24 protein-coding genes, 2 pseudogenes and 2 riboswitches are annotated in these 22,767 nt (G+C 70.6%); of the genes and pseudogenes, 13 read left to right on the top strand and 13 right to left on the bottom strand.

Going from position 1 to position 22,767, the window contains the following annotated elements; genetic code table 11:
• From ACZ6MZ_RS06345 to ACZ6MZ_RS06330, 4 genes are all read right to left on the bottom strand, one after another.
• Complete coding sequence (locus ACZ6MZ_RS06345) at positions 1-999, bottom strand: ABC transporter permease (RefSeq protein ID WP_389783667.1); 999 nt, start codon at positions 997-999, stop codon at positions 1-3.
• Between the two features lie 374 nt (positions 1,000-1,373).
• On the bottom strand, positions 1,374-2,159 hold the full coding sequence (locus tag ACZ6MZ_RS06340) for an enhanced serine sensitivity protein SseB C-terminal domain-containing protein (RefSeq protein WP_389783669.1): 786 nt from the start codon (positions 2,157-2,159) through the stop codon (positions 1,374-1,376).
• A 225-nt stretch (positions 2,160-2,384) separates the two neighbouring features.
• The gene (locus ACZ6MZ_RS06335) at positions 2,385-3,131 is read right to left on the bottom strand and encodes an enhanced serine sensitivity protein SseB (protein ID WP_469350150.1); all 747 of its coding nucleotides are present in this window, start codon (positions 3,129-3,131) and stop codon (positions 2,385-2,387) included.
• 148 nt (positions 3,132-3,279) lie between these two features.
• On the bottom strand, positions 3,280-3,951 hold the full coding sequence (locus tag ACZ6MZ_RS06330; protein WP_389783673.1) for an AAA family ATPase: 672 nt from the start codon (positions 3,949-3,951) through the stop codon (positions 3,280-3,282).
• A 171-nt stretch (positions 3,952-4,122) separates the two neighbouring features.
• A riboswitch (glycine riboswitch) is annotated at positions 4,123-4,220 on the top strand.
• Between the two features lie 147 nt (positions 4,221-4,367).
• Between ACZ6MZ_RS06330 and gcvT the strand changes: the two genes are divergently transcribed.
• From gcvT to ACZ6MZ_RS06310, 4 genes are all read left to right on the top strand, one after another.
• Complete coding sequence (gene gcvT, locus ACZ6MZ_RS06325; RefSeq protein ID WP_469350147.1) at positions 4,368-5,531, top strand: glycine cleavage system aminomethyltransferase GcvT; 1,164 nt, start codon at positions 4,368-4,370, stop codon at positions 5,529-5,531.
• A 67-nt stretch (positions 5,532-5,598) separates the two neighbouring features.
• Complete coding sequence (gene gcvH / locus ACZ6MZ_RS06320) at positions 5,599-5,976, top strand: glycine cleavage system protein GcvH (RefSeq protein ID WP_384189384.1); 378 nt, start codon at positions 5,599-5,601, stop codon at positions 5,974-5,976.
• Between the two features lie 33 nt (positions 5,977-6,009).
• The gene (gene glyA / locus ACZ6MZ_RS06315; protein WP_384189386.1) at positions 6,010-7,278 is read left to right on the top strand and encodes a serine hydroxymethyltransferase; all 1,269 of its coding nucleotides are present in this window, start codon (positions 6,010-6,012) and stop codon (positions 7,276-7,278) included.
• A gap of 136 nt (positions 7,279-7,414) precedes the next feature.
• Entirely contained in the window at positions 7,415-8,797 is a 1,383-nt protein-coding gene (locus ACZ6MZ_RS06310) for an L-serine ammonia-lyase (RefSeq protein WP_389783679.1), read from the top strand.
• 91 nt (positions 8,798-8,888) lie between these two features.
• Here ACZ6MZ_RS06310 and eno read toward each other — a convergent pair.
• Positions 8,889-9,683, bottom strand: a pseudogene (eno, locus tag ACZ6MZ_RS06305) (phosphopyruvate hydratase); the annotation flags it as partial.
• Between eno and ACZ6MZ_RS06300 the strand changes: the two are divergent.
• Positions 9,579-10,034, top strand: a complete 456-nt coding sequence (locus tag ACZ6MZ_RS06300) for a redoxin domain-containing protein (RefSeq protein WP_469350146.1) — start codon at positions 9,579-9,581, stop codon at positions 10,032-10,034. The pseudogene eno and the gene ACZ6MZ_RS06300 overlap by 105 nt on opposite strands.
• 37 nt (positions 10,035-10,071) lie before the next feature.
• Complete coding sequence (locus tag ACZ6MZ_RS06295) at positions 10,072-10,767, top strand: M24 family metallopeptidase (protein ID WP_469350145.1); 696 nt, start codon at positions 10,072-10,074, stop codon at positions 10,765-10,767.
• A gap of 13 nt (positions 10,768-10,780) precedes the next feature.
• Here the strand turns inward: ACZ6MZ_RS06295 and ACZ6MZ_RS06290 are convergent, their stop codons facing one another.
• The 5 genes and pseudogenes from ACZ6MZ_RS06290 to ACZ6MZ_RS06270 all read right to left on the bottom strand — a co-directional run bounded on the left by ACZ6MZ_RS06290 (position 10,781) and on the right by ACZ6MZ_RS06270 (position 12,996).
• A complete protein-coding gene (locus ACZ6MZ_RS06290) occupies positions 10,781-11,542 on the bottom strand; it encodes a metallophosphoesterase family protein (protein ID WP_469350142.1) in 762 nt (253 codons plus the stop codon).
• A 94-nt stretch (positions 11,543-11,636) separates the two neighbouring features.
• Positions 11,637-11,807 (bottom strand): hydrophobic protein, encoded by a 171-nt coding sequence (locus tag ACZ6MZ_RS06285; RefSeq protein ID WP_384189395.1) that lies wholly within the window; start codon positions 11,805-11,807, stop codon positions 11,637-11,639.
• Between the two features lie 93 nt (positions 11,808-11,900).
• Positions 11,901-12,005: pseudogene (locus ACZ6MZ_RS06280) on the bottom strand (DUF2267 domain-containing protein); the annotation flags it as partial.
• 40 nt (positions 12,006-12,045) lie between these two features.
• Positions 12,046-12,435, bottom strand: a complete 390-nt coding sequence (locus ACZ6MZ_RS06275; RefSeq protein ID WP_389783701.1) for a DUF2267 domain-containing protein — start codon at positions 12,433-12,435, stop codon at positions 12,046-12,048.
• Between the two features lie 126 nt (positions 12,436-12,561).
• On the bottom strand, positions 12,562-12,996 hold the full coding sequence (locus tag ACZ6MZ_RS06270; RefSeq protein ID WP_389676507.1) for an Hsp20/alpha crystallin family protein: 435 nt from the start codon (positions 12,994-12,996) through the stop codon (positions 12,562-12,564).
• 127 nt (positions 12,997-13,123) lie between these two features.
• Between ACZ6MZ_RS06270 and ACZ6MZ_RS06265 the strand changes: the two genes are divergently transcribed.
• Positions 13,124-13,801: a type III effector protein gene (locus ACZ6MZ_RS06265; protein ID WP_469350138.1), complete on the top strand. Its 678-nt coding sequence runs from the start codon at positions 13,124-13,126 to the stop codon at positions 13,799-13,801.
• Between the two features lie 29 nt (positions 13,802-13,830).
• On the opposite strand, the gene ACZ6MZ_RS06260 is transcribed toward ACZ6MZ_RS06265, so the two are convergent.
• The 3 genes from ACZ6MZ_RS06260 to ACZ6MZ_RS06250 form a co-directional block, all read right to left on the bottom strand.
• Complete coding sequence (locus ACZ6MZ_RS06260) at positions 13,831-14,460, bottom strand: Lrp/AsnC family transcriptional regulator (protein ID WP_469350136.1); 630 nt, start codon at positions 14,458-14,460, stop codon at positions 13,831-13,833.
• A gap of 90 nt (positions 14,461-14,550) precedes the next feature.
• Positions 14,551-15,975 carry an NAD(P)/FAD-dependent oxidoreductase gene (locus tag ACZ6MZ_RS06255; RefSeq protein ID WP_469350134.1) on the bottom strand — a complete coding sequence of 475 codons (1,425 nt, stop codon included), beginning with the start codon at positions 15,973-15,975 and terminating at the stop codon, positions 14,551-14,553.
• 212 nt (positions 15,976-16,187) lie between these two features.
• Positions 16,188-17,636 carry an aldehyde dehydrogenase family protein gene (locus ACZ6MZ_RS06250; RefSeq protein ID WP_384334485.1) on the bottom strand — a complete coding sequence of 483 codons (1,449 nt, stop codon included), beginning with the start codon at positions 17,634-17,636 and terminating at the stop codon, positions 16,188-16,190.
• 324 nt (positions 17,637-17,960) lie between these two features.
• Here ACZ6MZ_RS06250 and ACZ6MZ_RS06245 point away from each other — a divergent pair, with 324 nt between their 5' ends.
• From ACZ6MZ_RS06245 to crcB (ACZ6MZ_RS06220), 6 genes are all read left to right on the top strand, one after another.
• Positions 17,961-19,403: an APC family permease gene (locus tag ACZ6MZ_RS06245; RefSeq protein WP_469350131.1), complete on the top strand. Its 1,443-nt coding sequence runs from the start codon at positions 17,961-17,963 to the stop codon at positions 19,401-19,403.
• 111 nt (positions 19,404-19,514) lie between these two features.
• On the top strand, positions 19,515-20,897 hold the full coding sequence (locus ACZ6MZ_RS06240; protein ID WP_469350129.1) for an MFS transporter: 1,383 nt from the start codon (positions 19,515-19,517) through the stop codon (positions 20,895-20,897).
• Positions 20,881-20,945: riboswitch (Fluoride riboswitch) on the top strand. It overlaps the preceding gene by 17 nt.
• Positions 20,946-20,991: 46 nt before the next feature.
• Positions 20,992-21,486, top strand: coding sequence for an NUDIX hydrolase (locus tag ACZ6MZ_RS06235; protein WP_389783713.1), 495 nt, complete (start codon positions 20,992-20,994; stop codon positions 21,484-21,486).
• Positions 21,487-21,581: 95 nt separating this feature from the next.
• A complete protein-coding gene (gene crcB, locus ACZ6MZ_RS06230) occupies positions 21,582-22,046 on the top strand; it encodes a fluoride efflux transporter CrcB (protein ID WP_469350125.1) in 465 nt (154 codons plus the stop codon).
• Positions 22,043-22,390 carry a DUF190 domain-containing protein gene (locus tag ACZ6MZ_RS06225; protein WP_389783718.1) on the top strand — a complete coding sequence of 116 codons (348 nt, stop codon included), beginning with the start codon at positions 22,043-22,045 and terminating at the stop codon, positions 22,388-22,390. Before crcB (ACZ6MZ_RS06230) ends, ACZ6MZ_RS06225 begins: the two co-directional genes overlap by 4 nt.
• Entirely contained in the window at positions 22,387-22,755 is a 369-nt protein-coding gene (gene crcB / locus ACZ6MZ_RS06220; protein WP_469350120.1) for a fluoride efflux transporter CrcB, read from the top strand. Before ACZ6MZ_RS06225 ends, crcB (ACZ6MZ_RS06220) begins: the two co-directional genes overlap by 4 nt.
• Positions 22,756-22,767: the final 12 nt, after the last annotated feature.

Here is a 22,767-nt window from a genome sequence, read left to right as displayed (position 1 = left end):
TTACTTGCCACGGGGGTCGAGTGCGTCACGCAGCCCGTCCCCCAGCAGATTGAAGGCCAGCACGGTGATGAAGATCGCCATGCCGGGGATGATCATGAACATCGGGTCGACCTGGTAGAGATCGACCGCGGTGGACAGCATGCCGCCCCATGAAGACTGCGGTGGAGCGATACCGACCCCAAGGAAGCTGAGAGAAGCCTCGAAGAGGATGTTGGTGGGGATCAGCAGCGTCGAGTAGACGAGGATCGGCGCGACCAGGTTGGGCAGCAGCTCGCGGAACAGGATGAACGGGCCGCGTGCGCCCAGGGACCTGGCCGCCTCCACGAACTCCCGCTCACGCAGGCTCAGCGTCTGCGCGCGCACGATCCGGCCGATGTACGGCCAGCTGAAGAAGCCGATGACGAAGATCAGCACCGCGATGCGCAGCGGAAGCCCTTCCAGGCCGAACGCGCTGCCCTGGAGCGATGCCGAGATGGAGATCGCGAAGAGAAGCAGCGGGAAGGCGAGGAAGGTGTCCATCATGCGGCTGATGGCGCTGTCCACCCAGCCGCCGTAGAAGCCCGCCACCACGCCCATCACGACGCCGATGACGACCGACAGCAGCGTGGATCCCGCCGCGACCACCAGGGAGACCCAGGAGCCCTCGATGATGCGGGCCAGGATGTCGCGGCCGGTCTGCGGCTCGACGCCCAGCGGGTGATCCCAGCTGATACCGCCGAAGCTGCCCTTGGGTGCGAGCAGGGTGGGGTCGACCAGGTCCTGGTTGAAGGCATTGGGGTCGAGCCCGAACACCGCCTGGATCGGCTTGGAGAGTACGGCGACAAGAACCAGCAGGATCACGATGACGCCGCCCGCTACGGCGACCTTGTCCCGCTTGAAACGCGTCCACGCGATCCGGCCGAGCGAACGGCCCTCGATCTGCTTGCCCCCGGCGCCTTCCAGCACCGCTTCCGGCTGCGCTCGCGCCGCCGACCCGGTGGTCTCGATAGGTGCCGTCATTGCGCTGGAGACCCCTCTCGGCCGACGGTGGCCGGCCCATGACCGCCGCTGTAGCGGCTCTTTCACATCACATGTCGCATGTGGTCCGCCCGGACGGGAACCGCTGATGTCAGCGCATCGTCCATGAAGTCGGGACCACCTGCTGCAGGGAGTCTTCAGCGACTTTGCGATCACCCGCCAGACCTGACGGGGAATGTTTGCTCAAACGTGATGCGCTCAGAGGGTTTCCGTTATCCGGACGCCGCGCGCCTCTCAGCGGACCATCTCGGTCGCTATTCCCCCAGATCGGACATGTCGCCCTACTGCCGCTATGCGGTGCGGAACGGGGGCATCCGCCGACCGCGTCCCGGGCGCACGCCGGGTGTGCCGGGTGTTCAGTAGGCGCGTGAGGCGGGCGGGGGGTAGCCGTAACCGGACGGCGGCGCCGGCGACACATGCGCCTCACGGTCGTAGAACGGGCGGGAGTTGGCACCCAGCCACATCGTCACCGGGTCGTACTCGTCGGACATCGCGACGGTGGAGACCGGCAGTCCGTCCGGGACGGCGGCGATCGACTGCCGCATCATCGCGCGTACGGACTCGACGGACGCCGGGCTCGTGTCGTACAGATCGAGGCCGATCGCCAGATACGGGGCGCCGAGCGCCGGCTGCACCCAGGCGCGGCGCAGGGAGCGGACCGCCGGGGTGCGATGCGCGTTCTGCGTGAGCAGGGCGTAGAACTGCGGAAGCTCGATGGCCGGTTCGGAGAGCCGCAGCGGTCCCGCGGGCATCCGGTCGAGGCCGGTGGCGATGCGCCGCAGATCGAGCCAGGGGATGCCGACACCGCCGCCGGGTGCGTGCGGGTTGAGCCAGATTCCCCAGCGGTCGGGGTAGAGCGCGCGGGCGATCTCCTGGCCGGTGACCACTTCGTGCGCGCGGGTCCAGCCGCTGAGGGAGAGCTCCTGGGCGGAGGTGACGCACGGGGCGTATCCCTGGCCGTCGATCTCCATGTTGCCGTACTGGGCGTCGGGCGCACCGGCCCGGCCGTGCCAGAGCAGCATCCAGACGCTGTCGTCGGCGAGGGCCTGGAGGAGCGCCTCGTACGCGTCGTAGCGCCCTGGCGTCACCTGGCGCAGCATGTGCTCGACCTGCCCGGCCGCCGCGGTGCCTGACGCGCTCACTCTGGGTTCCGCCCCTCTTCGATCCACCATTCGGCCGGCTCCCCCGGAGTCCCCCGCGGTGTGAGTCGTGGGCGGGCCCCTCCGGGCGACCGGTGCCGGCCCCACCCATCAAACCAGCTTAGGCGGCGGTCCTGACACTGACTTGACATCGGGCGTGCCCACCGGACAGGCGGCCGGCCCTTCCGGGCCGGTGCCTGTCCCTTTTGGGCGGACCCGCGCTCCAGGTCAGACGTACCCACGCTCGAAGAACGGACGCACTTTCGCCAGCAGCCAGTCGCCCACCGGGTCCTGGGCGACGTCCAGCAGCACGAGATTGACGGGCCAGCTCACCCCCACCCGGCCCAGCGCGCGGCCGAGCGCGTCCATCGGGGCGTTGCGGTCGGCCGCCTCCCAGGAGGAGAGCTGGACACCTATGAAGAGCACCGGCGCCTCACCCTCGACGCTGGCGAGCGCGCGGCGGGCGGAGACCACCACACCGGAGGACTCGAACTCGCTCGCGGCGGCGGTGAGGAAGTCGACCGGGTCCTCCTGCCAGTCCGGCTCGAAGAGCCGGACCCGGCCGCCGCTCGCCGGGCCGTCGAGCGGGGTGCGGCCCGCCCGGCACAGCTCGGCGACGGCGGGCGGCGGCAGCGGCAGTCCGACCGCGCCGCCCGGGTTGACCGCGATCCCGAGCTGCGGGGGCAGGCCCCGGGCAAAATCGCGGGCCGGGGCGACGGCGAAGGACATATGGGCGCCGGCGCTCTGCAGGAACTGCTGCTCGGAGCTGAACACCGGGACGTACGGGGCGCCCTCGATCTCCATCGTCGGCAGGTCGAGGTCGCGGCTCTCGGGGCCGCCGCCGTTGGGGAGCGGCACCCAGACCTGACTCCGCCCCAGCACCTCGATCAGCCGCCCGCCCGCCGTGTCGCTCCCGAGCGAGGCGGCGAGCACCTCTTCGAGCTCGTTGCCCGGCCATGCTGCGTTCACAGTCATTCCCCTCCACCCTCGACCTTGCCGCAGCACCCTAACGCCGCAGGCCGGAACGTGCGCCGGCGCGCGATGGGCGATACGCGGGCCGGGCGGCGGGAGGTGCGGGGCCGCGCGGTGAAAGGTGCGGGCCCGGGCCCGGAGCGACAGGCGCTCACTCCCCCCGCAGCGCCGGGAAGGCGATCCTGGCCAGCGCTGCCGCCGCGTCCCGGTCCAGGATGACCGCTGTGGCGCAGCCACGGGGCAGGCGGCCGGTCTCCGCGCCGCCGAGCAGCCGGCCGACGGCGCGGCGGTGGCGGGCGAAGGCGTAGCCCGAGACTCCGCGGCCGCGCTCGAGCTGGCCCGCGCGGGCCACCTCGGGGGTGACGTCCAGCAGGACGAGATGGAGCCCGCGGCCGCGCCTGCGGGCCTCGCGGGCCAGCCAGCGCCGTACCCAGGTCTGCGTACCGCAGTCGTGGACGACGACGCTCACGCCGGAGCGCAGCGCGCGCCACAGCCCCCGGTAGTGGGCGATCCGGACGAACGGGCGGTAGACGGCGTACGGCAGCGAGCCGGGCAGCCGGCGCCGCCAGCGGTCCCTGGCGTCCTGGGAGTCGATCCCGCCGCCCTCGGCGGCCCGCCGGATCAGGGTGGACTTGCCGCTGCCTGGCAGCCCGGAGACGACCACCACGTCCCCCGCCGCGAAGACCAGGGCCGCCGGCACCCGGCCGCTCCTCCCCCGCAGATCCCGGACGACCGGCACCGGCCCGGTCACTACCTCCCTGGCGCCCTGCTGGGCGGGCACCCCCGCCGTCGTGGCATACGCGCCGGACCCCTGCGACATCATCGCCGTCCCCCTGTCAGCTCAGTCACCCTGGCCCAAGACCCTTGCCCATAAAGTGTAAAGAAATGGTAATGCGGCACAAGCTTTTCACGGTGTACGGCGAGTTGTGGACCGGCCGTCCCGTTCGGCCGCGACGCGTGCGATGATGTGCCCGCCAACTGCATACCGGCCGTTTGAATCCGCGCGGGAGAGTCCCGGTCACCGTGTGCGCCGGGCGCCGAAGGAGCAAGTTCCTCCCTTGAATCTCTCAGGCCCCGTACCGCGTGGATGAGGCAGATCTGAAAAGCGGGCCGCAGCTGTGCGGCTCCACCCAAGGTGCAAGTCATGACCGTCTTTACGTGTGGTCGTGATGAACCTCTCAGGTTCCGATGACAGATGGGGAGGACCGTCCTCGCCGTCATGCCCTGGGAGCCACACCGATGAGCCACGCCGCCCCGAGCAGCACCCCCAGCAGCCCCCGTCTCACCGCGCTCGACGCGGTGCACCGTGCGCTGGGCGCGACCATGACCGACTTCGCGGGCTGGGACATGCCGCTGCGGTACGGCAGTGAGCGCGACGAGCACAACGCCGTCCGCACGAGGGCCGGTCTCTTCGACCTCTCCCACATGGGCGAGATCACCGTCTCGGGACCGGCGGCCGCACAGCTCCTCGACTACGCGCTCGTCGGCAACATCGGCTCCGTCGCCGTCGGCCGCGCCCGCTACACGATGATCTGCCAGGAGGACGGCGGAATCCTCGACGACCTGATCGTGTACCGCCTCGCCGAGGACACCCCCGGTGCGGACACCTTCATGGTCGTCGCCAACGCCTCCAACGCGCAGACCGTGCTGGACGCGCTGACCGCCCGCGCGGCCGGCTTCGACGCCGAGGTGCGCGACGACCGCGACGCGTACGCCCTGCTCGCCGTCCAGGGCCCCGAGTCACCCGGCATCCTGAAGTCGCTGACCGACGCCGACCTGGACGGGCTCAAGTACTACGCGGGCCTGCCCGGCACCGTCGCCGGTGTCCCGGCGCTGATCGCGCGGACCGGCTACACCGGCGAAGACGGCTTCGAGCTGTTCGTCGAGCCCCGGTACGCCGAGCGGCTCTGGCAGGCGCTGACCGAGGCCGGCGAGGGCGTCGGCCTGGTGCCCTGCGGGCTGTCCTGCCGTGACACCCTCCGCCTCGAAGCGGGCATGCCGCTGTACGGGAACGAGCTGACCACCGGACTGACCCCGTTCGACGCGGGCCTCGGCCGGGTCGTCAAGTTCGAGAAGACCTCGAACGACGGCGACTTCGTCGGGCGTACGGCCCTGGCGGCCGCCGCCGAGCGCGCCGCGAGCGCCCCGCCGCGCAAGCTGGTCGGCCTGGTCGCCGAGGGCCGCCGCGTCCCGCGCGCCGGCTACCAGGTCGTCGCCGGCGGCGCGGTCGTCGGCGAGGTCACCTCGGGCGCCCCTTCCCCGACCCTGGGCAAGCCGATCGCCATGGCGTACGTCGACGCCTCGCACGCCGAGCCCGGCACGGCCGGTGTCGGGGTCGACATCCGCGGTTCGCACGAGCCGTACGAGGTCGTGGCGCTGCCCTTCTACAAGCGCCAGAAGTGATACGGACGTCTCGGTCCGTAAGACATCTGTTCCTCAGCACTCCCCCGCGTACAGGAGAATTCAGGTCATGAGCAACCCCCAGCAGCTGCGCTACAGCAAGGAGCACGAGTGGCTGACGGCCGCCGAGGAGGGCGTGTCGACAGTCGGTATCACGGAGCACGCGGCGAACGCCCTCGGCGATGTCGTGTACGTCCAGCTCCCGGAGGTCGGTGACACGGTCACCGCGGGCGAGACCTGCGGTGAGCTGGAGTCGACCAAGTCGGTCAGCGATCTGTACGCCCCGGTGACCGGCGAGGTCGTCGAAGCGAACCAGGACGTCGTGGACGACCCCTCGCTGGTGAACTCCGCTCCCTATGAGGGCGGCTGGCTGTTCAAGGTACGCGTCACGGAGGAGCCGAAGGACCTGCTCTCCGCCGACGAGTACACAGAGTTTTCCGGCAACTGACGTACCTCGGCACCTGAGACCCAAGGGACTGTGATGTCTTCGAAGTCGCTTCTGAACACCTCGCTCCACGAGCTCGACCCGGACGTCGCCGCCGCCGTCGACGCCGAGCTCGACCGTCAGCAGTCCACCCTCGAAATGATCGCCTCGGAGAACTTCGCTCCGGTCGCGGTCATGGAGGCCCAGGGCTCCGTCCTGACCAACAAGTACGCCGAGGGCTACCCCGGCCGCCGCTACTACGGCGGCTGTGAGCATGTCGATGTGATCGAGCAGATCGCCATCGACCGCGTCAAGGCGCTGTTCGGCGCCGAGCACGCCAATGTCCAGCCGCACTCGGGCGCTCAGGCGAACGCGGCCGCGATGTTCGCGCTGCTCTCCCCCGGCGACACGATCATGGGTCTGAACCTCGCCCACGGCGGGCATCTGACCCACGGTATGAAGATCAACTTCTCCGGCAAGCTCTACAACGTCGTCGCGTACCACGTGGACGACACGACCGGCCAGGTCGACATGGCCGAGGTCGAGCGGCTCGCCAAGGAGTCCCGTCCGAAGCTGATCGTGGCCGGCTGGTCGGCGTACCCCCGCCAGCTGGACTTCGCGGCCTTCCGCCGGATCGCGGACGAGGTCGGCGCCTACCTGATGGTCGACATGGCGCACTTCGCCGGTCTGGTCGCCGCGGGCCTGCACCCCAACCCGGTGCCGCACGCGCACGTCGTCACCACGACCACGCACAAGACCCTGGGCGGCCCGCGCGGCGGTGTGATCCTCTCCACCCAGGAGCTGGCCAAGAAGATCAACTCCGCGGTCTTCCCCGGTCAGCAGGGCGGCCCGCTGGAGCATGTCATCGCGGCCAAGGCGGTCTCCTTCAAGGTGGCGGCCACGGACGAGTTCAAGGAGCGCCAGCAGCGCACCCTGGACGGCGCCCGTATCCTCGCCGAGCGCCTGGTACAGCCCGATGTGACCGAGGTGGGCGTCTCCGTCCTCTCCGGTGGCACGGACGTCCATCTGGTCCTCGTCGACCTGCGCCACTCCGAGCTGGACGGCCAGCAGGCCGAGGACCGGCTCCACGAGGTCGGCATCACGGTCAACCGGAACGCCGTCCCGAACGACCCGCGCCCCCCGATGGTCACCTCGGGTCTGCGGATCGGCACCCCGGCGCTCGCCACCCGCGGCTTCACCACCGAGGACTTCAGCGAGGTCGCGGACATCATCGCGGCGGCACTCAAGCCGTCGTTCGACCGCGAGGCGCTGGCCGGCCGGGTCTCCGCCCTGGCCGCGAAGCACCCGCTGTACCCGGGCCTGTAGTCGTCCGTACAGCCTGAATTTCCGGGGCACCGCGCACACTGGACCGTGTCGCGTGGTGCCCCGCTCCACGCGCACCGTCATCTCCGCACCACCCCGGCAGACAACGGCGTCTACCAACCCAGCAAGGAGTACCACCGTGGCCATCTCGGTCTTCGACCTGTTCTCGATCGGTATCGGCCCGTCCAGCTCGCACACGGTCGGCCCGATGCGCGCGGCCCGCATGTTCGCCCGCCGCCTCAAGAACGAGGGCATGCTCGCGCACACCGCCTCCGTACGGGCCGAGCTGTACGGCTCGCTCGGCGCGACCGGCCACGGCCACGGCACCCCGAAGGCCGTCCTCCTCGGCCTGGAGGGCAACTCCCCGCGCACCGTCGACGTGGAGAACGCCGACGCCCAGGCGGAACGTATCCGCACCAGCGGCCGGCTGAATCTGCTGGGGATGCACGAGATCGCCTTCGACGCCGACACGGACCTGGTGCTGCACCGCCGCAAGACCCTGCCGTACCACGCCAACGGCATGACGGTCTTCGCGTACGACGCCGACGGCGGCCCGCTCCTGGAGAAGACGTACTACTCGGTGGGCGGCGGCTTCGTCGTGGACGAGGACGCGGTCGGCGAGGACCGGATCAAGCTCGACGACACGGTGCTGACGTACCCCTTCCGTACCGGTGACGAACTGCTGCGGCTGTCGGCGGAGACGGGCCTGTCGATCTCCGCGCTGATGCTGGAGAACGAGAAGGCATGGCGCACCGAGGACGAGATCCGGGCCGGGCTGCTGGAGATCTGGCGGGTCATGCAGGCGTGTGTCTCGCGCGGGATGGGCCGCGAGGGCATCCTGCCCGGCGGCCTCAAGGTCCGCCGCCGCGCCGCCCACTCGGCACGCCAACTGCGCGCCGAGGGCGATCCGCAGGCCCACGCCATGGAGTGGATCACGCTCTACGCGATGGCCGTGAACGAGGAGAACGCCGCGGGCGGCCGCGTCGTCACCGCCCCCACCAACGGCGCGGCGGGCATCATCCCGGCCGTCCTGCACTACTACATGAACTTCGCGGCCGGCGGCGCCACCGAGCAGGAGAAGGACGAGAGCGTGGTCCGCTTCCTCCTCTCCGCCGGCGCCATCGGCATGCTCTTCAAGGAGAACGCCTCCATCTCCGGCGCCGAGGTCGGCTGCCAGGGCGAGGTCGGCTCGGCCTGCTCGATGGCCGCGGGCGCCCTCGCCGAGGTCCTGGGCGGCAGCACGGAACAGGTCGAGAACGCCGCCGAGATCGGCATGGAACACAACCTCGGCCTCACCTGCGACCCGGTCGGCGGCCTGGTGCAGATCCCGTGCATCGAGCGGAACGGCATGGCGGCGGTCAAGGCCGTCACGGCGGCGAAGATGGCCCTGCGCGGCGACGGCACCCACAAGGTCTCCCTCGACAAGGTCATCAAGACCATGAAGGAGACGGGCGCGGACATGTCCGTCAAATACAAGGAGACGGCACGCGGCGGCCTCGCGGTAAACATCATCGAGTGCTGAGGAACCGCACCGACGGGCGCGGGATGGGTCGGGCGCGTTGCGCGCCTCTTCGGAGGAAGGGGCGGCCCGGTGGGTGGGCTGTCGGTTTGCGCTAGCCGCGCAGGCCGAGAGCGTTTCTGCCCGCGTAGCGCGCCTGGGGGCCCAGTTCCTCTTCGATGCGGATGAGCTGGTTGTACTTGGAGGTCCGGTCGGAGCGGGACATCGACCCGGTCTTGATCTGCCCGCAGCCGGTGGCCACGGCGAGGTCGGCGATCGTGGTGTCCTCGGTCTCGCCGGAGCGGTGCGACATCACCGTGGTGTAGCCCGCCCGGTGGGCGGTGCCGACGGTGGCCAGGGTCTCGGTGAGGGTGCCGATCTGATTGACCTTCACCAGGACGGAGTTGGCCACCCCGTTGTCGATGCCCTCGCGCAGCAGTGTCTCGTTGGTGCAGAACACGTCGTCGCCGGTGAGCTGGCAGCGGTCTCCGAGCCGGGCCATGAGCAGCCGCCAGCCGTCGAGGTCGTCCTCGGCCATCGGGTCCTCGATCGAGGCCACCGGGTAGCGGGCGACGAGCCCGGCGAGGTAGTCGACGTGCTCCTCGGGCGTACGCCGGAGGCCCTCACCCGCGTAGTCGTAGACCCCGTCCCGGAAGAACTCCGATGTGGCGGGGTCCATGACGATCGTGATGTCCTCGCCGGGCTTGTAGCCGGTGCGCTCAACGGCCCGGACGACGAAGTCCAGCGCCTCGTCGGCCGTGCGCAGGTCGGGCGCGAAGCCCCCCTCGTCCCCGACGCCGGTGCTGTGACCGGCGGCGATGAGGTCCCGGCGCAGGGTGTGGAAGACCTCGGAGCCCATGCGTACGGCCTCGGCGAAGGTGGCCGCGCCGATCGGCGCGATCATGAACTCGGCTCCACCCTGGAGAACCGGCTGTTCCGGGACTCCTGGCCCGCCTTCCGCGACGCGGGCGCCGCCGTCCATGGCGTCAGCACCCAGCTCCCTCACGAGCAGGCGGCGTTCGCCCAAGCCGAGTCGGTGCCGTACCCCCTTCTGTCGGACACCCACCTGCGCCTTGCCGCCGCCCTGCGCCTGCCCACCTTCCACGGGGCCGGCCAACTGCGACTCAAGCGCAGCGTCCTGGTCCTCGACCGGCAGCGGACCGTACGGCACGTGCTCTTCCCCGTCGGTGACATCCCGCACGCGGTACAGGAGGCGCGGCGGCTCGCGAGGGCGCTCGCCGCCGGGCATGTCCGCCCGTGATCAGTACGGTTGCCGAAACGAAGCCGGCACTCCTACGGTGAGCGATGTGACGGACGAATCCACACGCGCGGCACGGCTCCTGGACGCCCAGGCCAAAGCGGCGTCGCTGTTCGCCGAGATCGAGACGCGGCACCTGGTCGCCGCGGGCCAGGGCGAACGCGCGGTCAGCGACCGGATCCGTGACCTGGCGAACGAGATGTTCGGGACCACGCACTACTGGCACAAGCGGATCGTGCGGTCCGGACCGAACACCCTCCTGCCGTACCGTGAGAACCCACCGGACCGGGTCATGGGCGCGGACGACATCGTCTTCGCCGACTTCGGGCCGATCTTCGAGGAGTTCGAGGCCGACTTCGGGCGGACCTTCGTGCTCGGCGACGACCCCATCAAGCACCGCCTGCGCGACGACCTGTCAACCGTCTTCGCAGCGGGCCGCCGAGCCTTCGAAGCGGACCCGGACATCACCGGCAAGCAGCTCTACGCCGAGGTCGAGCGGCTGGCGGCCGAAGCGGGCTGGCAGCTCGGCGGCTGGCACGCCGGCCACCTGGTGGGCGAGTTCCCGCCCGAGTACAACAACTGGGAGGACGTCGACTCCCACATCGTGCCCGCCAACGACAGGCCGCTGCGGCGCACGGACGAAGCGGGGCAGCTCCTTCACTGGATCCTGGAGATCCATCTCATCGACCGTGAGCGGGGCTTCGGGGGCTTCTACGAGGAACTGCTCGACCTCTGAAAGGGAATGGGCATCACGGTGTGGGGTCGCGTCCGTCCCGTGGGCCGAAGGCTTCGAGAGCGTCTTCGTCGGTTGCGCGAGCGTGCAGGAAATAGTCGGCCCACTCGGTAATTTCGGGGTAGGCGGAGTCCTGGCTGACCTGGATGGCAGCGGCCTCAATGTCGAAGTTCGTGGTTCGCAGATCGACGCCCGGGCCCAGGACGGCCCAGTGGGCTCCGGCTCTTCCGTAGGGCATGCCGACGCTGCCGGGGTTGATGACAAGACGGCCGTGAGCGAGGCGGACGAACGGCATGTGGGTATGGCCGCAGACCACGGTGCGGATGTCGGTATCGAGTCCGCCGAAGACCTCTTTCCACCGGTCGAGGCGAGAGTCGACCAGGACGACCTCTTCATCATTACGGGGGGTGGCATGGCAGAACAGCACCTTCCCCAGGCCGCGCACGGACAGGGAGAGTGATCGGGGCAACGAGCCGAGCAGGTCGAGGTGGTCCTCGCGGAGCTGTTCGGCGGCCCAGGGTGCGATCGGATCGGGGATCGAGTCGAGCTGCCCCCGGCGGTATTCAAGGAGTTCGCGGTCGGCGTTGCCGCTGATCCAGGCGACGCGGTCGCCGAGACCGGTCAGCAGGTCGAGAACCTGGGTCGGTTGCGGGCCGGCGGTGATGTCGCCGGTGAGCACGATGCGATCGGCGGCGCGCACCTCTGGTTCGGCAAGCACAGCCTCCAAGGCCGGCAGGACTCCGTGAATGTCGGACAGGACAGCTACTCGGTTATGCATGGTCACCACTGTGGGGCGAAGAGGGCGGCCCCGGCAGTTTCTGTCGGGGCCGCCCTCGGCGTGTAGTGGGGTGCTGTTAATACGGGGTGCCGCTTTACCAGCGATACCAGCGACCACGCTTTCCGCCGTGTGCGGCGGGACGGATGACGAAGCCGAGTACCCAGACGATGAGCACGATGACGGCGATCCACCACAGGGCCTTGAGGGCGAAGCCCGCACCGAAAAGGATCAGCGCGAGCAGCAGAACGAGAAGAATAGGAACCATTGTTATCAACCTCCAGGCCAGCGAATGCCCCCGGTTCCACCCCCCACACCTGTTGATTCAGCTGCGTGGCGAAGCGTTTACGAGGTGCGGTCGTCAGGCGGCCTGGGTGAGTTCGGCGCGACCGAACAGGAGCGCGTAGCCGGACGGGAGTTGGGCGAGGATACGGTCGAGGAGACCGGGGCCGACGAGGTGGGCGACGGTGGAGTGGTTGCCTTTCTCGGGCGAGGGCGTCCAGGAGTCAGGTGTGCTCGGGGCGGCCGAAGAGGAGGTCGTAACCCGGAGGGAGCTGGAGCAGGACGCGGCGGGTGAGTTCCTCTCCCGCCGCGTCGGCGGTCACGCTCAGCACCGCACTGACGTCCCAGGTCGCGGTCCGTTCGGTGGCTCCCTCGATCCAGGCCGCGGTGGCCCGCACGAACCGGTCCGCGGAGAGCGGTTCGGCGGCTTGAAGCGGATTGAGCAGGATCAGGGCGAAGGTCTCCGGGAGGCGGGCGGCCAGCTCGGCCCGGACCTCACCCACCAGATGCGCGCCCAGCAGGGCCAGAACGGTACGTGCTGCCCGTTCGGCTTCCTGGGACGTGCCGTACTCGCCGCGTTCCTGAACCTCTTCGAGGAACGCTTCCCATCGCATGACCACGGCTGCCCCCTTCATCTCGGTACTGGTCGTCTCGGTACGAGTACGAAGGCGGAGGACGGACTGGAGGGGGAGATCGCGTTCCGTCCTCCGCCGGTGGCACGAGCGAGTCGCGAAGGTGGCTCAGCCGCTGATCTGCCGGCGCGCGGGCTCGCCGCCGATGACGATCTTGCGGGGCTTCGCACGCTCGGCGATCGGGATCCGCAGAGTCAGGACCCCGGCCTCGTAGTCGGCACTGATGCGCTCCGTGTCCAGGGTGTCGGCCAGCACCAGCTGGCGGGAGAAGACACCCAGGGGACGCTCGGAGAGCTCCATCTGCACGTCATCGGCCTTCGCGGCAGGCCGTCGCTCCGCCTTGACCGTCAGCATGTTGCGCTCGACGTCGATGTCGATCGCGTCCTTCGCGATACCGGGCAGGTCGAGGGCGATCACGTACTCCTCGCCCTCACGGTAGGCGTCCATCGGCATCGCCGAGGGCCTGGACCAAGTCCCGGTCGTGCCCGTCAGCTGCTGGGCGAGCCGGTCGAGTTCGCGGAACGGGTCGGTACGCATCAACATCGCGAAACACCTCCAAAGGTTCAGGCAGGAACTGCCGATGCGCTTCATCTGACACCGTTCTAACATGTCATCCAATCGATGACAAGTACGATGTCGTCAGACGGGCGACAGCCAGGAAAGGGACTCCATGACCACAGCCGACCAGCCCGGCAATCCCGCGTTCATCGTCGCCGCCGCAGCGGCGCTGAGCGCGATCAACGACGCCGTACGCACCGCGCAGACCCCCCAGACTCCGCAGACCCCGCAGACCCCGCAGACCGAGGCCGGACAGGCCAGTTCCGGGGAGGCCCTGGCCGCCCTGCTTCTGCTGCGCGAGTTGCGCGAGCAGCTCGCCGGATGGGAACCAGGACTGATCGAAGCGGCCCGTACCGCGGGCGCCAGCTGGGCCGAGCTCGCCCATCCCCTCGGCGTCGCCAGCCGGCAGGCCGCCGAACGCCGCTACCTGCGCGTACGCCCCGGAACCCCCGGCACCACCGGCGAACAGCGCGTGCAGGCCACCCGCAGCCACCGCGCCGCCGACCGCACCGTCACCGCCTGGGCCCGCGGCAACGCCGCCGACCTGCGCCGGCTCGCCGGTCAGATCAGCTCCCTCACCGACCTCCCCGCAGCGTCCGGCGCGCCCCTCGCCAGACTCACCGACGCCCTCGCCGACAACGACGCCGCCCACCTCATCGGCGCGCTCGCCGACACCCAGCCGCACCTGCGGGCACAGCACCCTGAGCTCGCGGCCCGTGTCGACACCGTCACCCGCCATACCGAAGGACTCCGCCAGAACAGCGGTGACCACCGCCGGGCAGCCACCTGACACCGCGTGCGGCGGGGGTGGTCGCGGGGTCAGCGGGTGGGGCGTTGGTCGATGCCGCTCGGGGGGCCGGTGGACGGCGTCGGGGAGGATTCCACGGCTCCCACGCCCCAGCCGTACGCCAGTTTGTGGACTTCGAGGACGAAGAAGGAGTCGGTGGACACGACGCCGTCGATCAGGTGCAGCCGGCGGTTCATCAGATCGGTGAAGTGGTCCGTGTCGCGGCAGATCACCTCGGCCATCACGTCGTACTGACCGGCCGTCATGATCACGTACGAGGTCTCGGGGAGGTCGCGCAGGCTGCGGCACACCTCCTGGGCGGTGCCCGGCCTGACCCGCATGCCGATCATCGCGAGCCGGTCGAAGCCGATCGTCAGCGGATTGGCGATGCCGACGATCTGGAGGACTCCGGTCTCCTCAAGACGCTGCACCCGGTAGCGCACCGAGGAGGCCGGGATGCCCAGGTCGTCCGCGATCTGGCTGTAGGGACGGCGCCCGTCGGCCTGGAGGATGGCGATGATTCGCCGGTCCGTGGCGTCGAGCGGGCCGGTGGGCGTACGGCCGGCCCGGTGGTCTCGCGGCGACGGGCCCGCCCCGGCTCCGGGGGCCACGTCCTTGCTGTGGTCCCGGCTGTGGTCCTGGGTGTGGTCCTGGCCACCCATGCGCGTGTGTCCTCTCCGCGTGCGAAGCGTCGTGCGTCGTGCCTAGTGCGTCATGCGTCGTCCGTCGTCCGTCGTCCTGACGGCGTGTGGTCAGGAGTCGAAACCGAGCCCCAGCCGGTCCAGCGTACGGAGCCACAGGTTGCGGCGTCCGTGCAGGTCCTCGCGGGCCATCGACCACCGGGTGGCCTGAATGCCGAGATAACGCACCGGTTCGGGGGGAAACGGCAGCGGTCCGCGGCGGATCATCCGGAGCGAGGTGCGTTCGGTGGCGCGGCCCTCCAGCAGGTCGAGCATCACCTCCGCGCCGAACCGGGTCGCGCCGACGCCGAGCCCGGTGAAGCCGAGCGCGTAGCCGACCCGGCCGCCGGAGGCCGTGCCGGTGAACATGCAGAAGCGCGTGGTGGAGTCGATGACACCGCCCCACGCGTGCGAGAAGGCCACATCGGCCAGGGCCGGAAAGGTCTCGGCGAACTGCGCGGCGAGGGTGTCGAAGGTCGCCGGGCGCTGGGTCAGCGCCTCGTCGACGCGCCCGCCGAACGGATAGACCGCGTCATAGCCGCCCCACAGGATCCGCCGGTCGGCCGTCTTGCGCAGATAGTGGAACTGGTTGCCCGCGTCGGTGATCCCGTGGTCCCCGGCCCAGCCGACCGCGGCGAGCTGTTCACCCGTCAGGGGGACGGTGGTCAGGGCGTAGTCGTACACCGGGACCACGCTCGCACCGAGCCGCTTCAGCAGCGGCGGGAAGATGTTGGTGGCCAGCGCGACCTGTTCGGCGGCCACTTCGGCGTACGGGGTGGTGAGCCGGACCCGGCCGGTGCGCCGGGCGTCGAGGCCGGTGACCTCGGTGCGCTCGGCGATCCGTACGCCCCGTTCGAGGCAGGCGGTACGCAGGCCCCACACCAGCCGCGCCGGGTCGAGCAGCGCGTAGTCCGGCTGCCAGAGCCCCGCGCTCCAGGCCGGCGAGTCGATCAGGTCGCGCAGTTCGCCGCGCGGCAGGAACCGGGACCGCTCACCGTGCCGTGCACCGAGCGCCGCCGCCTCGCGCAGCGCCTCGGCCTGCCAGGGGGTGGCGGCGACGGAGACCTTGCCGGTACGGGCGAACCCGCAGTCGACGCCCTGGGTGTCCAGGTCGCGTTCGAACGCGTCGAGGTTGGCGCTGCCGAGCCGCTGGAGCGTGTCGATCTCGTCGGGCCAGCGTGTCGCGCCGTTGGCGAGGCCATGGGTCAGGCTCGGCGAGCAGAAACCGCCGTTGCGTCCGCTCGCGGCGTGGCCGCAGGTGCCGGCCTCGATGACCAGGACGTCGCGGCCCGGGTCGCGGCGCTTGGCCAGCAGGGCGGTCCACAGTCCGGTGTAGCCGCCTCCGACGACGGCCAGTCCGGCCGTCGTGTCGGCGGTGAGGCGTGGCAGCGCGGCGGGCCGTTCGGGCCGGTCGAGCCAGTACGGCTCGGTGGCGGTACGGCTCAGGGTGGCGCGGTGGGTGCCACGGCCGGATCCGGCGCTCGTGCTGACGCTCATCGACGGTCCTCGCTGCGTGCTGGTGCGTAGCCGCCGTCGTCGCGGGACGGCGAGGGCGAACGGGTGGGAAGCGGGGCGGGCGCTCCGGGGGGGCGTGCCGTGGGCGGGAGCGGGGAGACCCCCGCCCACGACGGGCCGCGGACGTGCGGACGTGCGGACGTGCGGACGTGCGGACGTGCGGACGTGCGGACGTACCGTCAGCCCCGGCCGCCTCAGAGCGTGATGACGCCGGTACGCAGATCGGACATGTCGAGCAGGGTGTGCTTGCCGCCGATCCTGCCCCACCCGGTGCCCCGGTTGCCCGCGCCGCCGAACGGCATGTTGATGTCCCAGAAGCAGGTGCTGTCGTTGACGACGACCTGGCCGACGGCCATCTCCTCGATGAAGCGGAACGCGGCGGAGATGTTCTGGGTGAACACCGCGCCCTGGAGGCCGAGTTTGTCGTCGTTGGCGATGCGCAGCAGCTCGTCGTCGCTTCCCCCGGTGATGACCGGCAGGACCGGGCCGAACGACTCCTCGCGGGACAGCAGGCTCTCGACGGGGACATCGTCGACCACGGTGAACTCGTAGTAGAGGTCGGTCGGTTGCCCGGCGCGGCGCTGCCCGCCGGTCAGGATCCGGGCGCCGCGCTCGCGGGCGTCGGCCATATGACGGTCCATCTTGGCGGCGACGCCCTCGTTGTTGAGCGGCCCGAGGTTGACGGCGGGGTCGAACGGGTCGCCGAGGACCACGTCCGCCGCCGCGCGCAGGGCCGCCTCGACGAAGCCGTCGTGGACGTCGCGGTGCACGATCACGCGCTCGGTCGCGCAGCAGACCTGGCCCGAGCACAGATACGCGCCGTACACCGCGGCCTTGGCGGCGGCGTCGAGATCGGCGTCGGCGAGGACGACGAGCGGGCCGTTGCCCGAACACTCCATGATCGAACGCTTGAGGCCGGCCGCGGCCTGGATCTTCGCGCCGGTGGCCGAGGAGCCGATGAAGCCGATCGCGTCGATGCCGGCGTGGCGGACCAGCGCGTCGCCGGTGGCGCCCTCACCCGGGACGATGTTGACCAGACCCTCCGGCAGCCCGGCGGCGGCGAATGCCTCCATCGCCCTCAGGACGGTCAGCGGGGTGTTGGCCGGCGGCTTGACCACATGCGCGTTGCCGGTGGCCAGGCCCGGGGCGACGAATTCGGCGAGCATGAGCAGCGGGAAGTTCCAGGGCGTGATGATGCCCCAGGTGCCGACCGCCCGGTAGAAGGTGAACATCCGCTTGTCGCCGACGGTGGACGGCATGGTCTCGCCGTGCAGCCGTACCGCGTCCTCGGCGTGCAGATGGAACAGCTGCGCGGCCTCCTCGATGTCGGCGACCGACTCGGCGAGCGGCTTGCCCTGCTCCAGGGTCTGCAGCCGCGCCAGCTCGTCCACGCGCTTGGTGAGTTCGTCGCCGATGCGGTGGCACACCTTGGCGCGCTCCCACACGTTGACCTTCGCCCACAGCGCCTGCGCGTCGTTGGCGGCCTTGACCGCCGCGTCGAGGTCGGCGGCGGAGGGCGCCGGGAGCGTACCGATGTGCTCGCCGGTCGCCGGGCTGTGAACCTCGTACGCGTCGGGGCCCGTGCCGTCCACGTAGGCGCCGTTGACGAACAACTGGTAGCGGGCGGGACTCGTGGTGCTCATGGGTTCCTCTCCAACAGGTCGGAGCCGCGGCGGGCGGCCCCAAAGTCAGCTACAGAGACAGCTACGGAGACAGCTACGGAGACAGCCAAAGAGTTCATCCAACAAGATGCGCGTGTCAATACTCAGAAATCAGCAATACCTGTCGCTCGACCTTGCTTGATCGACAGAGATGACCCGTTGACAGTGCTGACTTGACACATCTATAACAAGACCCCACAAGGACCCCACCCCGGATTCCCGGACCTGGTGCCCCCCGCAGCACGGTCATCCCGCTCCCCTGCCTGCGATCTCGATCCCTCCCCTCTCCCGCTGAAGGGCACGCCCATGTCCGAGCAGGTCTCCCCGTCCACGCCCAGACCCTCGTCCCCGCCCTCCTCCCCCGCGCCGGAGCGGCCGGCGCTGGCCAAGAAGATGCGCTGGTACGACGGTTTCGCCCTGTCGCTGGCCATGCCTGCGGCTCTGATCGCCTCGCTCGGCGCCTCCATCGGCAGCCTCGGCGCCTGGGGAGCCATCGCCCTGTGGGCGATCTCCATGGTCCTGGCCACCGGCTGCAACTGGATCTACTCCGAGATGGCCACGATGTTCCCGGACGCCTCCGGCGGCATCGCGCACTACGCCACCGAGGGCTGGAAGAAGCGCGCCCCGTTCGTCGGCCCGCTCGCCAGCATCGGCTACTGGTTCGCCTGGACCACCGCGCTGTCGGTGTACGCCGGCATCATCGGCTCCCTCGTCCAGGCCCAGTGGTTCCCCGGTCAGGACTGGAGCTGGTCCCTGGGGCCCGCGAACATCACCTTCCCCATCACGGTCGGCATCGGCATCGTCGTCCTGCTGTTCGCCGCGGCGATGTTCGGCCTGCATGTCGCGATGTGGGTGGTGTACGTGACCGGCGCCATGCTGCTCATACCGCTCGCGGTCTTCCTCGTCCTTCCCTTCCTCAGCGGCGACTGGAGCGCCGGCGGACTGCACTGGAACCTGCACGGCATATCCGGCGTACGCGAAGCGCTCGTCTGGCTCTACGTCATGGCCTGGACCTCCTTCGGCGTCGAGGTCTGCGCGACCTTCGCCCCCGAGTACAAGGACACCGTCCGTGACACCTCCCGCGCGCTGCGCGCGGGCGTGCTCTTCTCACTGGGCGTGTTCATCCTGCTGCCGCTCGCCCTCGCGGGATACCTCGGCGAGGCGCGGATCGGCGAGGACCCGACCACCTTCTACGTAGGCGCCTTCGCGGACCTCGTCGGCGGCGCCGCGGACCTGATGGTCGTCTTCCTCATCGCGTCACTGCTGCTCATCATGATCACCGGTCTGGCCGACGGCTCCCGGGTGCTCTACAACATGGGCAAGGAGGGCACCACCATCCGCCAGGTCGGCGTGCTCAACCGCCGCGGTGTCCCGGCCCGCGCGCTGAGCGTGGCCCTGGTCATCAATGTGCTCGCGCTCGTCTTCCTGGAGTCCCCGCTCGCGATCATCGTCACCGGGAACCTCGGATACATCCTGACCCACATCCTGGCGATCTCCGGCTTCGCGATGCTCCGCAGGGACCGTCCCGACCTGGCCCGGCCGATCCGGGTGCCCGGCTTCTTCGTCCCGCTCGCCTGGGTCCTGACCGTCCTGCTGGTGATCGTCCTGGTCGTCGGCGCCACCGGCTTCTCCACCACCGGGTACGGCGGCTACAAGGAACTGGGCATCGCCCTCGCCGTCCTCGCCTGCGCGGTCGGCCTGTGGCTGTACCGGACCAGGGTGCAGGACCGCGCGGGACCGGACAGCTGACCCGGAGACCCGCCGCGGTGCTGTCCGCGGGGCAATCGCCGTAGGGGCTGGCATCATCGGTGACCGCCAGGCCCGACCGGGCCCGCTTCCCGACGGCGAAGGCCCGGACCCGTGCCCGACGACCCCGCACCCCCGCCCGGTACGCCCGACCCCGGTACGCCCGACCCCGGTACGCCGGACCCTGGCACACCGGACCCCGGCACGCCGCCCCGCACGGACGAGGACGGCAGGTGGCTGACCACCGGGGTCGGCAGCGTCTCGGTGACCAGTTTCCTCTCCGACTCCGGCCATGAGATCGCCACCGCGGTCCTCCCCAGCTTCACGACCGGCGTCCTGCACGGATCCGCGGCCTCGCTCGGCCTGATCGAAGGCTTCAGCGACGCGCTCACCGGCGTCGCCAAGCTCGTCGGCGGCCCGCTCGCCAACGACCCGCGCCGGCGGGGCCGTATGGCCAGTGGCGGCTACCTGGGTACGGCCCTGGCGACCGGGGCCATCGGCTTCGCCACGGCGGTGTGGCAGGTGGGTGTCCTGCGGGCCGTCGCCTGGTCGTCCCGGGGCCTGCGTTCGCCGGCCAAGGACACGCTGCTCGCGTCCCTGGTCCCGCCCCGCGCCTACGGGCGGGCGTACGGTCTGGAGCGCGCCGGGGACAACCTCGGAGCCGTGGCAGGCCCGCTGGCCGCCGCCGGGCTGGTGGCCTGGATCGGCATCCGGCCCGCGCTCTGGTTCGCCTTCCTGCCCGGGATCCTCGCGGCGCTCGCCATCACCGTCGCGGCCCGCGAGGCCCGCCGCCTGCACGCCGGCGCCGGCCGGGAACCGATCCGGCTGCGCTTCGCCGGGCTGCGGGGCGCGGGGCTGCTCCGGCCCATGCTGCCGATCCTGCTCTTCGAGTTCGGCAATCTCGCGGTCACCCTGCTGATCCTGCGGGCCACGCAACTGCTGCGGACGGACGGACGCTCGGCCGCCGCGGCGGCGTCCCTGGCCATCCTCATCTACGCGGCGCACAACGCCGTCGGCGCGGTCGTCGCCTACGCCGGAGGCCACTGGATCGACCGGGCGGGCCCGCGTGTCGTGTTCGCCGCCGGCTCGGCCCTCTATGTACTGGCCTACGCCGGGTTCGCGACGGGCTCCCATTCCTGGTGGGTGCTGCTGATCTTCTTCAGCCTCGCCGGGGCCGGCATCGGATGCGCGGAGACCGCGGAATCGGCGCTCGTCGCCCAGCTGCTGCCCGACCGGCTGCGCGGCAGCGGATTCGGCATCCTCGGCGCCGTACAGGCGGTGGGCGACGTCGTGGCCACCGTCGTCGTCGGCATCCTCTACACCACGGTCTCGCCGACCGCCGGGTTCCTCTACGCCGCCGGATGGATGCTGCTCTCCGTCCTCAGCGCCGGTGCCTTCGTGCCCGGCCGCCGGACGGGAGGACTTCGGGACGGTCCCAAGGACGCTCCGCGTTGCCGGGGCCGGGGGCGCGCGCGAGGATGGAGGAACAGGCGATGAGGCTCGCCGCAAACCGCGCACACCGCCGCTGATGGCCTCTGGAAGAGACGCGTGCCTTCCCGGGTACGCCCGGCCGGAGAGGTGACCCGTGCCGATGCCGGACCTTACGCAGAGAACGGAAACGCGCTGCTCGGTCGCCGTTTTCCGTGGTGACAGCCTGCTGCTCGTACGCACCGAGGAGCACGGCTCCGATGTCTGGAAGCTGCCGGGAGGCCATGTCCGGGCCGCCGAGGGGCTGATCGCCTGCGCCCGCCGCGAGCTGCGCGAGGAGACCGGTCTGCTGGCCGAAGCGCTGCACTGCGCGTTCGTCATGGATGTGCACGACCAGGAGACCGGGCGCTACCTGGTCGAGATCGTCCTGATCCCCTCCGAATCGGTGCCCGGCGAACCCCGTCCGTGCGAGGAGGGGCGTGAGCCGTTGTTCGTACCGATGGACGACCTGCCTCGCCTCACGCTCAGGCCACCGGGCACCGCGCATCTGTACGGGCTGCGGCACCTGCACCAGCGCGAGATCGCCTACCAGGAGTCCGAGGAATCGGCTCCCGCCGCGACGCCGGCACACCGGGTCGGCCTGTATGCCGTGCCCTGAGTACCGTGGGCGGTTCGGACGCGGGGTGGTGCCGCCCGGCGGGCAGGAGAGGCGCGTGCGGGGGACATACGTGCGGGGGAAATGCGTGGTTCCGCGTGGTGAGTGAGCCCACCGATCCCGATGTCGATCTGTCCGTGCCCGCGCAGCGGCGTGAGCGGGCACGGGTGCTGTGGCCGGTGGTGGCCGTCGTGGCGCTGGGCGGCGCGATCGGCGCGACGGCCCGGTACGGAGCCTCTCTCCTCTGGCCCACTTCCTCCGGCGGCTTTCCCTGGACGACGCTGGGCGTGAACGTCGTGGGGTGTGCGGTGATCGGCGTGTTCATGGTGGTGATCACGGACGTATGGGCGGCGCACTCCCTGGTGCGGCCGTTCTTCGGGACAGGCGTGCTGGGCGGGTTCACCACGTTTTCCACGTACGCGGCGGACATCCGGCATCTGCTGGCCACCGGACGGGCCGGCGCGGGCGTGGCCTATCTGGGACTGACGCTGCTCGCGGCGCTCGCGGCGGTGTGGAGCGCGGTGTGGCTGACGCGCCGCGCGGTGGCATGGAGGCACTCATGACCAGGCTGACGGGCACGGCCCTGCGGGTGACGGTCTTCGTCGGGGAGTCGGATCTGTGGCACCACCGGCCCGTCTATACGGAGATCGTGCACCGGGCGCACAAGGCGGGGCTGGCGGGCGCGAGTGTGTTCCGCGGGATCGAGGGGTTCGGCGCGTCCTCGCTGATCCATACGCAGCGGCTGCTGTCGCTGAGCGAGGACCTGCCGGTGGCGATCGTGATCGTGGACACCGAGGAGAAGGTCCGGGCGTTTCTGCCGCAGCTGGACGAGCTGGTCAGCGAGGGGCTGGTGATCCTGGACGACTGCGAGGTGGTCCGCCATGTCGGCCGGGAGGCGAGCGGGTGAACTGGCTGCTGGTCGTGGCCGGGGCGGCCATCGGGGCTCCTCTGCGGTATCTGACCGACCGGGCCGTGCAGCGGAGGCACGACAGCCTCTTCCCCTGGGGGACGTTCCTCGTCAATGTCGTGGGCTGTCTGGTCCTGGGGCTGCTGACGGGCGCGGTCACGGCGGGTGCGGCCTCGTCCCCGGTACAGCTGTTCATCGGTACGGGGCTGTGCGGCGCGCTGACGACGTACTCCACGTTCAGCTACGAGACGCTGCGGCTGGCCGAGGACGGCGCCAGGTTCTACGCCGCCGCCAATGTCGTCGCGAGCGTGGCGGCCGGGCTGGGCGCGGTCTACGCGGGCGTCACGCTCGCCGAGGCGCTGTAGGTCGTGGACCGG

Source organism: Streptomyces sp. NPDC042201 (genome assembly GCF_055582185.1).
The sequence above is the reverse complement of the archived record's forward strand: the minus strand, read 5'-3'. Positions and strand labels throughout refer to the sequence as shown.

Coding starts and splice junctions, on each gene's coding strand:
- ACZ6MZ_RS06345 (WP_389783667.1), bottom strand. CDS start 999: ATGACGGCACCTATCGAGACCACCGGGTCGGCGGCGCGAGCGCAGCCG.
- ACZ6MZ_RS06335 (WP_469350150.1), bottom strand. CDS start 3,131: ATGACTGTGAACGCAGCATGGCCGGGCAACGAGCTCGAAGAGGTGCTC.
- ACZ6MZ_RS06330 (WP_389783673.1), bottom strand. CDS start 3,951: ATGATGTCGCAGGGGTCCGGCGCGTATGCCACGACGGCGGGGGTGCCC.
- gcvT (WP_469350147.1), top strand. CDS start 4,368: ATGAGCCACGCCGCCCCGAGCAGCACCCCCAGCAGCCCCCGTCTCACC.
- gcvH (WP_384189384.1), top strand. CDS start 5,599: ATGAGCAACCCCCAGCAGCTGCGCTACAGCAAGGAGCACGAGTGGCTG.
- glyA (WP_384189386.1), top strand. CDS start 6,010: ATGTCTTCGAAGTCGCTTCTGAACACCTCGCTCCACGAGCTCGACCCG.
- ACZ6MZ_RS06290 (WP_469350142.1), bottom strand. CDS start 11,542: ATGCATAACCGAGTAGCTGTCCTGTCCGACATTCACGGAGTCCTGCCG.
- ACZ6MZ_RS06285 (WP_384189395.1), bottom strand. CDS start 11,807: ATGGTTCCTATTCTTCTCGTTCTGCTGCTCGCGCTGATCCTTTTCGGT.
- ACZ6MZ_RS06275 (WP_389783701.1), bottom strand. CDS start 12,435: ATGCGATGGGAAGCGTTCCTCGAAGAGGTTCAGGAACGCGGCGAGTAC.
- ACZ6MZ_RS06270 (WP_389676507.1), bottom strand. CDS start 12,996: ATGTTGATGCGTACCGACCCGTTCCGCGAACTCGACCGGCTCGCCCAG.
- ACZ6MZ_RS06265 (WP_469350138.1), top strand. CDS start 13,124: ATGACCACAGCCGACCAGCCCGGCAATCCCGCGTTCATCGTCGCCGCC.
- ACZ6MZ_RS06260 (WP_469350136.1), bottom strand. CDS start 14,460: ATGGGTGGCCAGGACCACACCCAGGACCACAGCCGGGACCACAGCAAG.
- ACZ6MZ_RS06255 (WP_469350134.1), bottom strand. CDS start 15,975: ATGAGCGTCAGCACGAGCGCCGGATCCGGCCGTGGCACCCACCGCGCC.
- ACZ6MZ_RS06250 (WP_384334485.1), bottom strand. CDS start 17,636: ATGAGCACCACGAGTCCCGCCCGCTACCAGTTGTTCGTCAACGGCGCC.
- ACZ6MZ_RS06245 (WP_469350131.1), top strand. CDS start 17,961: ATGTCCGAGCAGGTCTCCCCGTCCACGCCCAGACCCTCGTCCCCGCCC.
- ACZ6MZ_RS06235 (WP_389783713.1), top strand. CDS start 20,992: ATGCCGGACCTTACGCAGAGAACGGAAACGCGCTGCTCGGTCGCCGTT.
- ACZ6MZ_RS06225 (WP_389783718.1), top strand. CDS start 22,043: ATGACCAGGCTGACGGGCACGGCCCTGCGGGTGACGGTCTTCGTCGGG.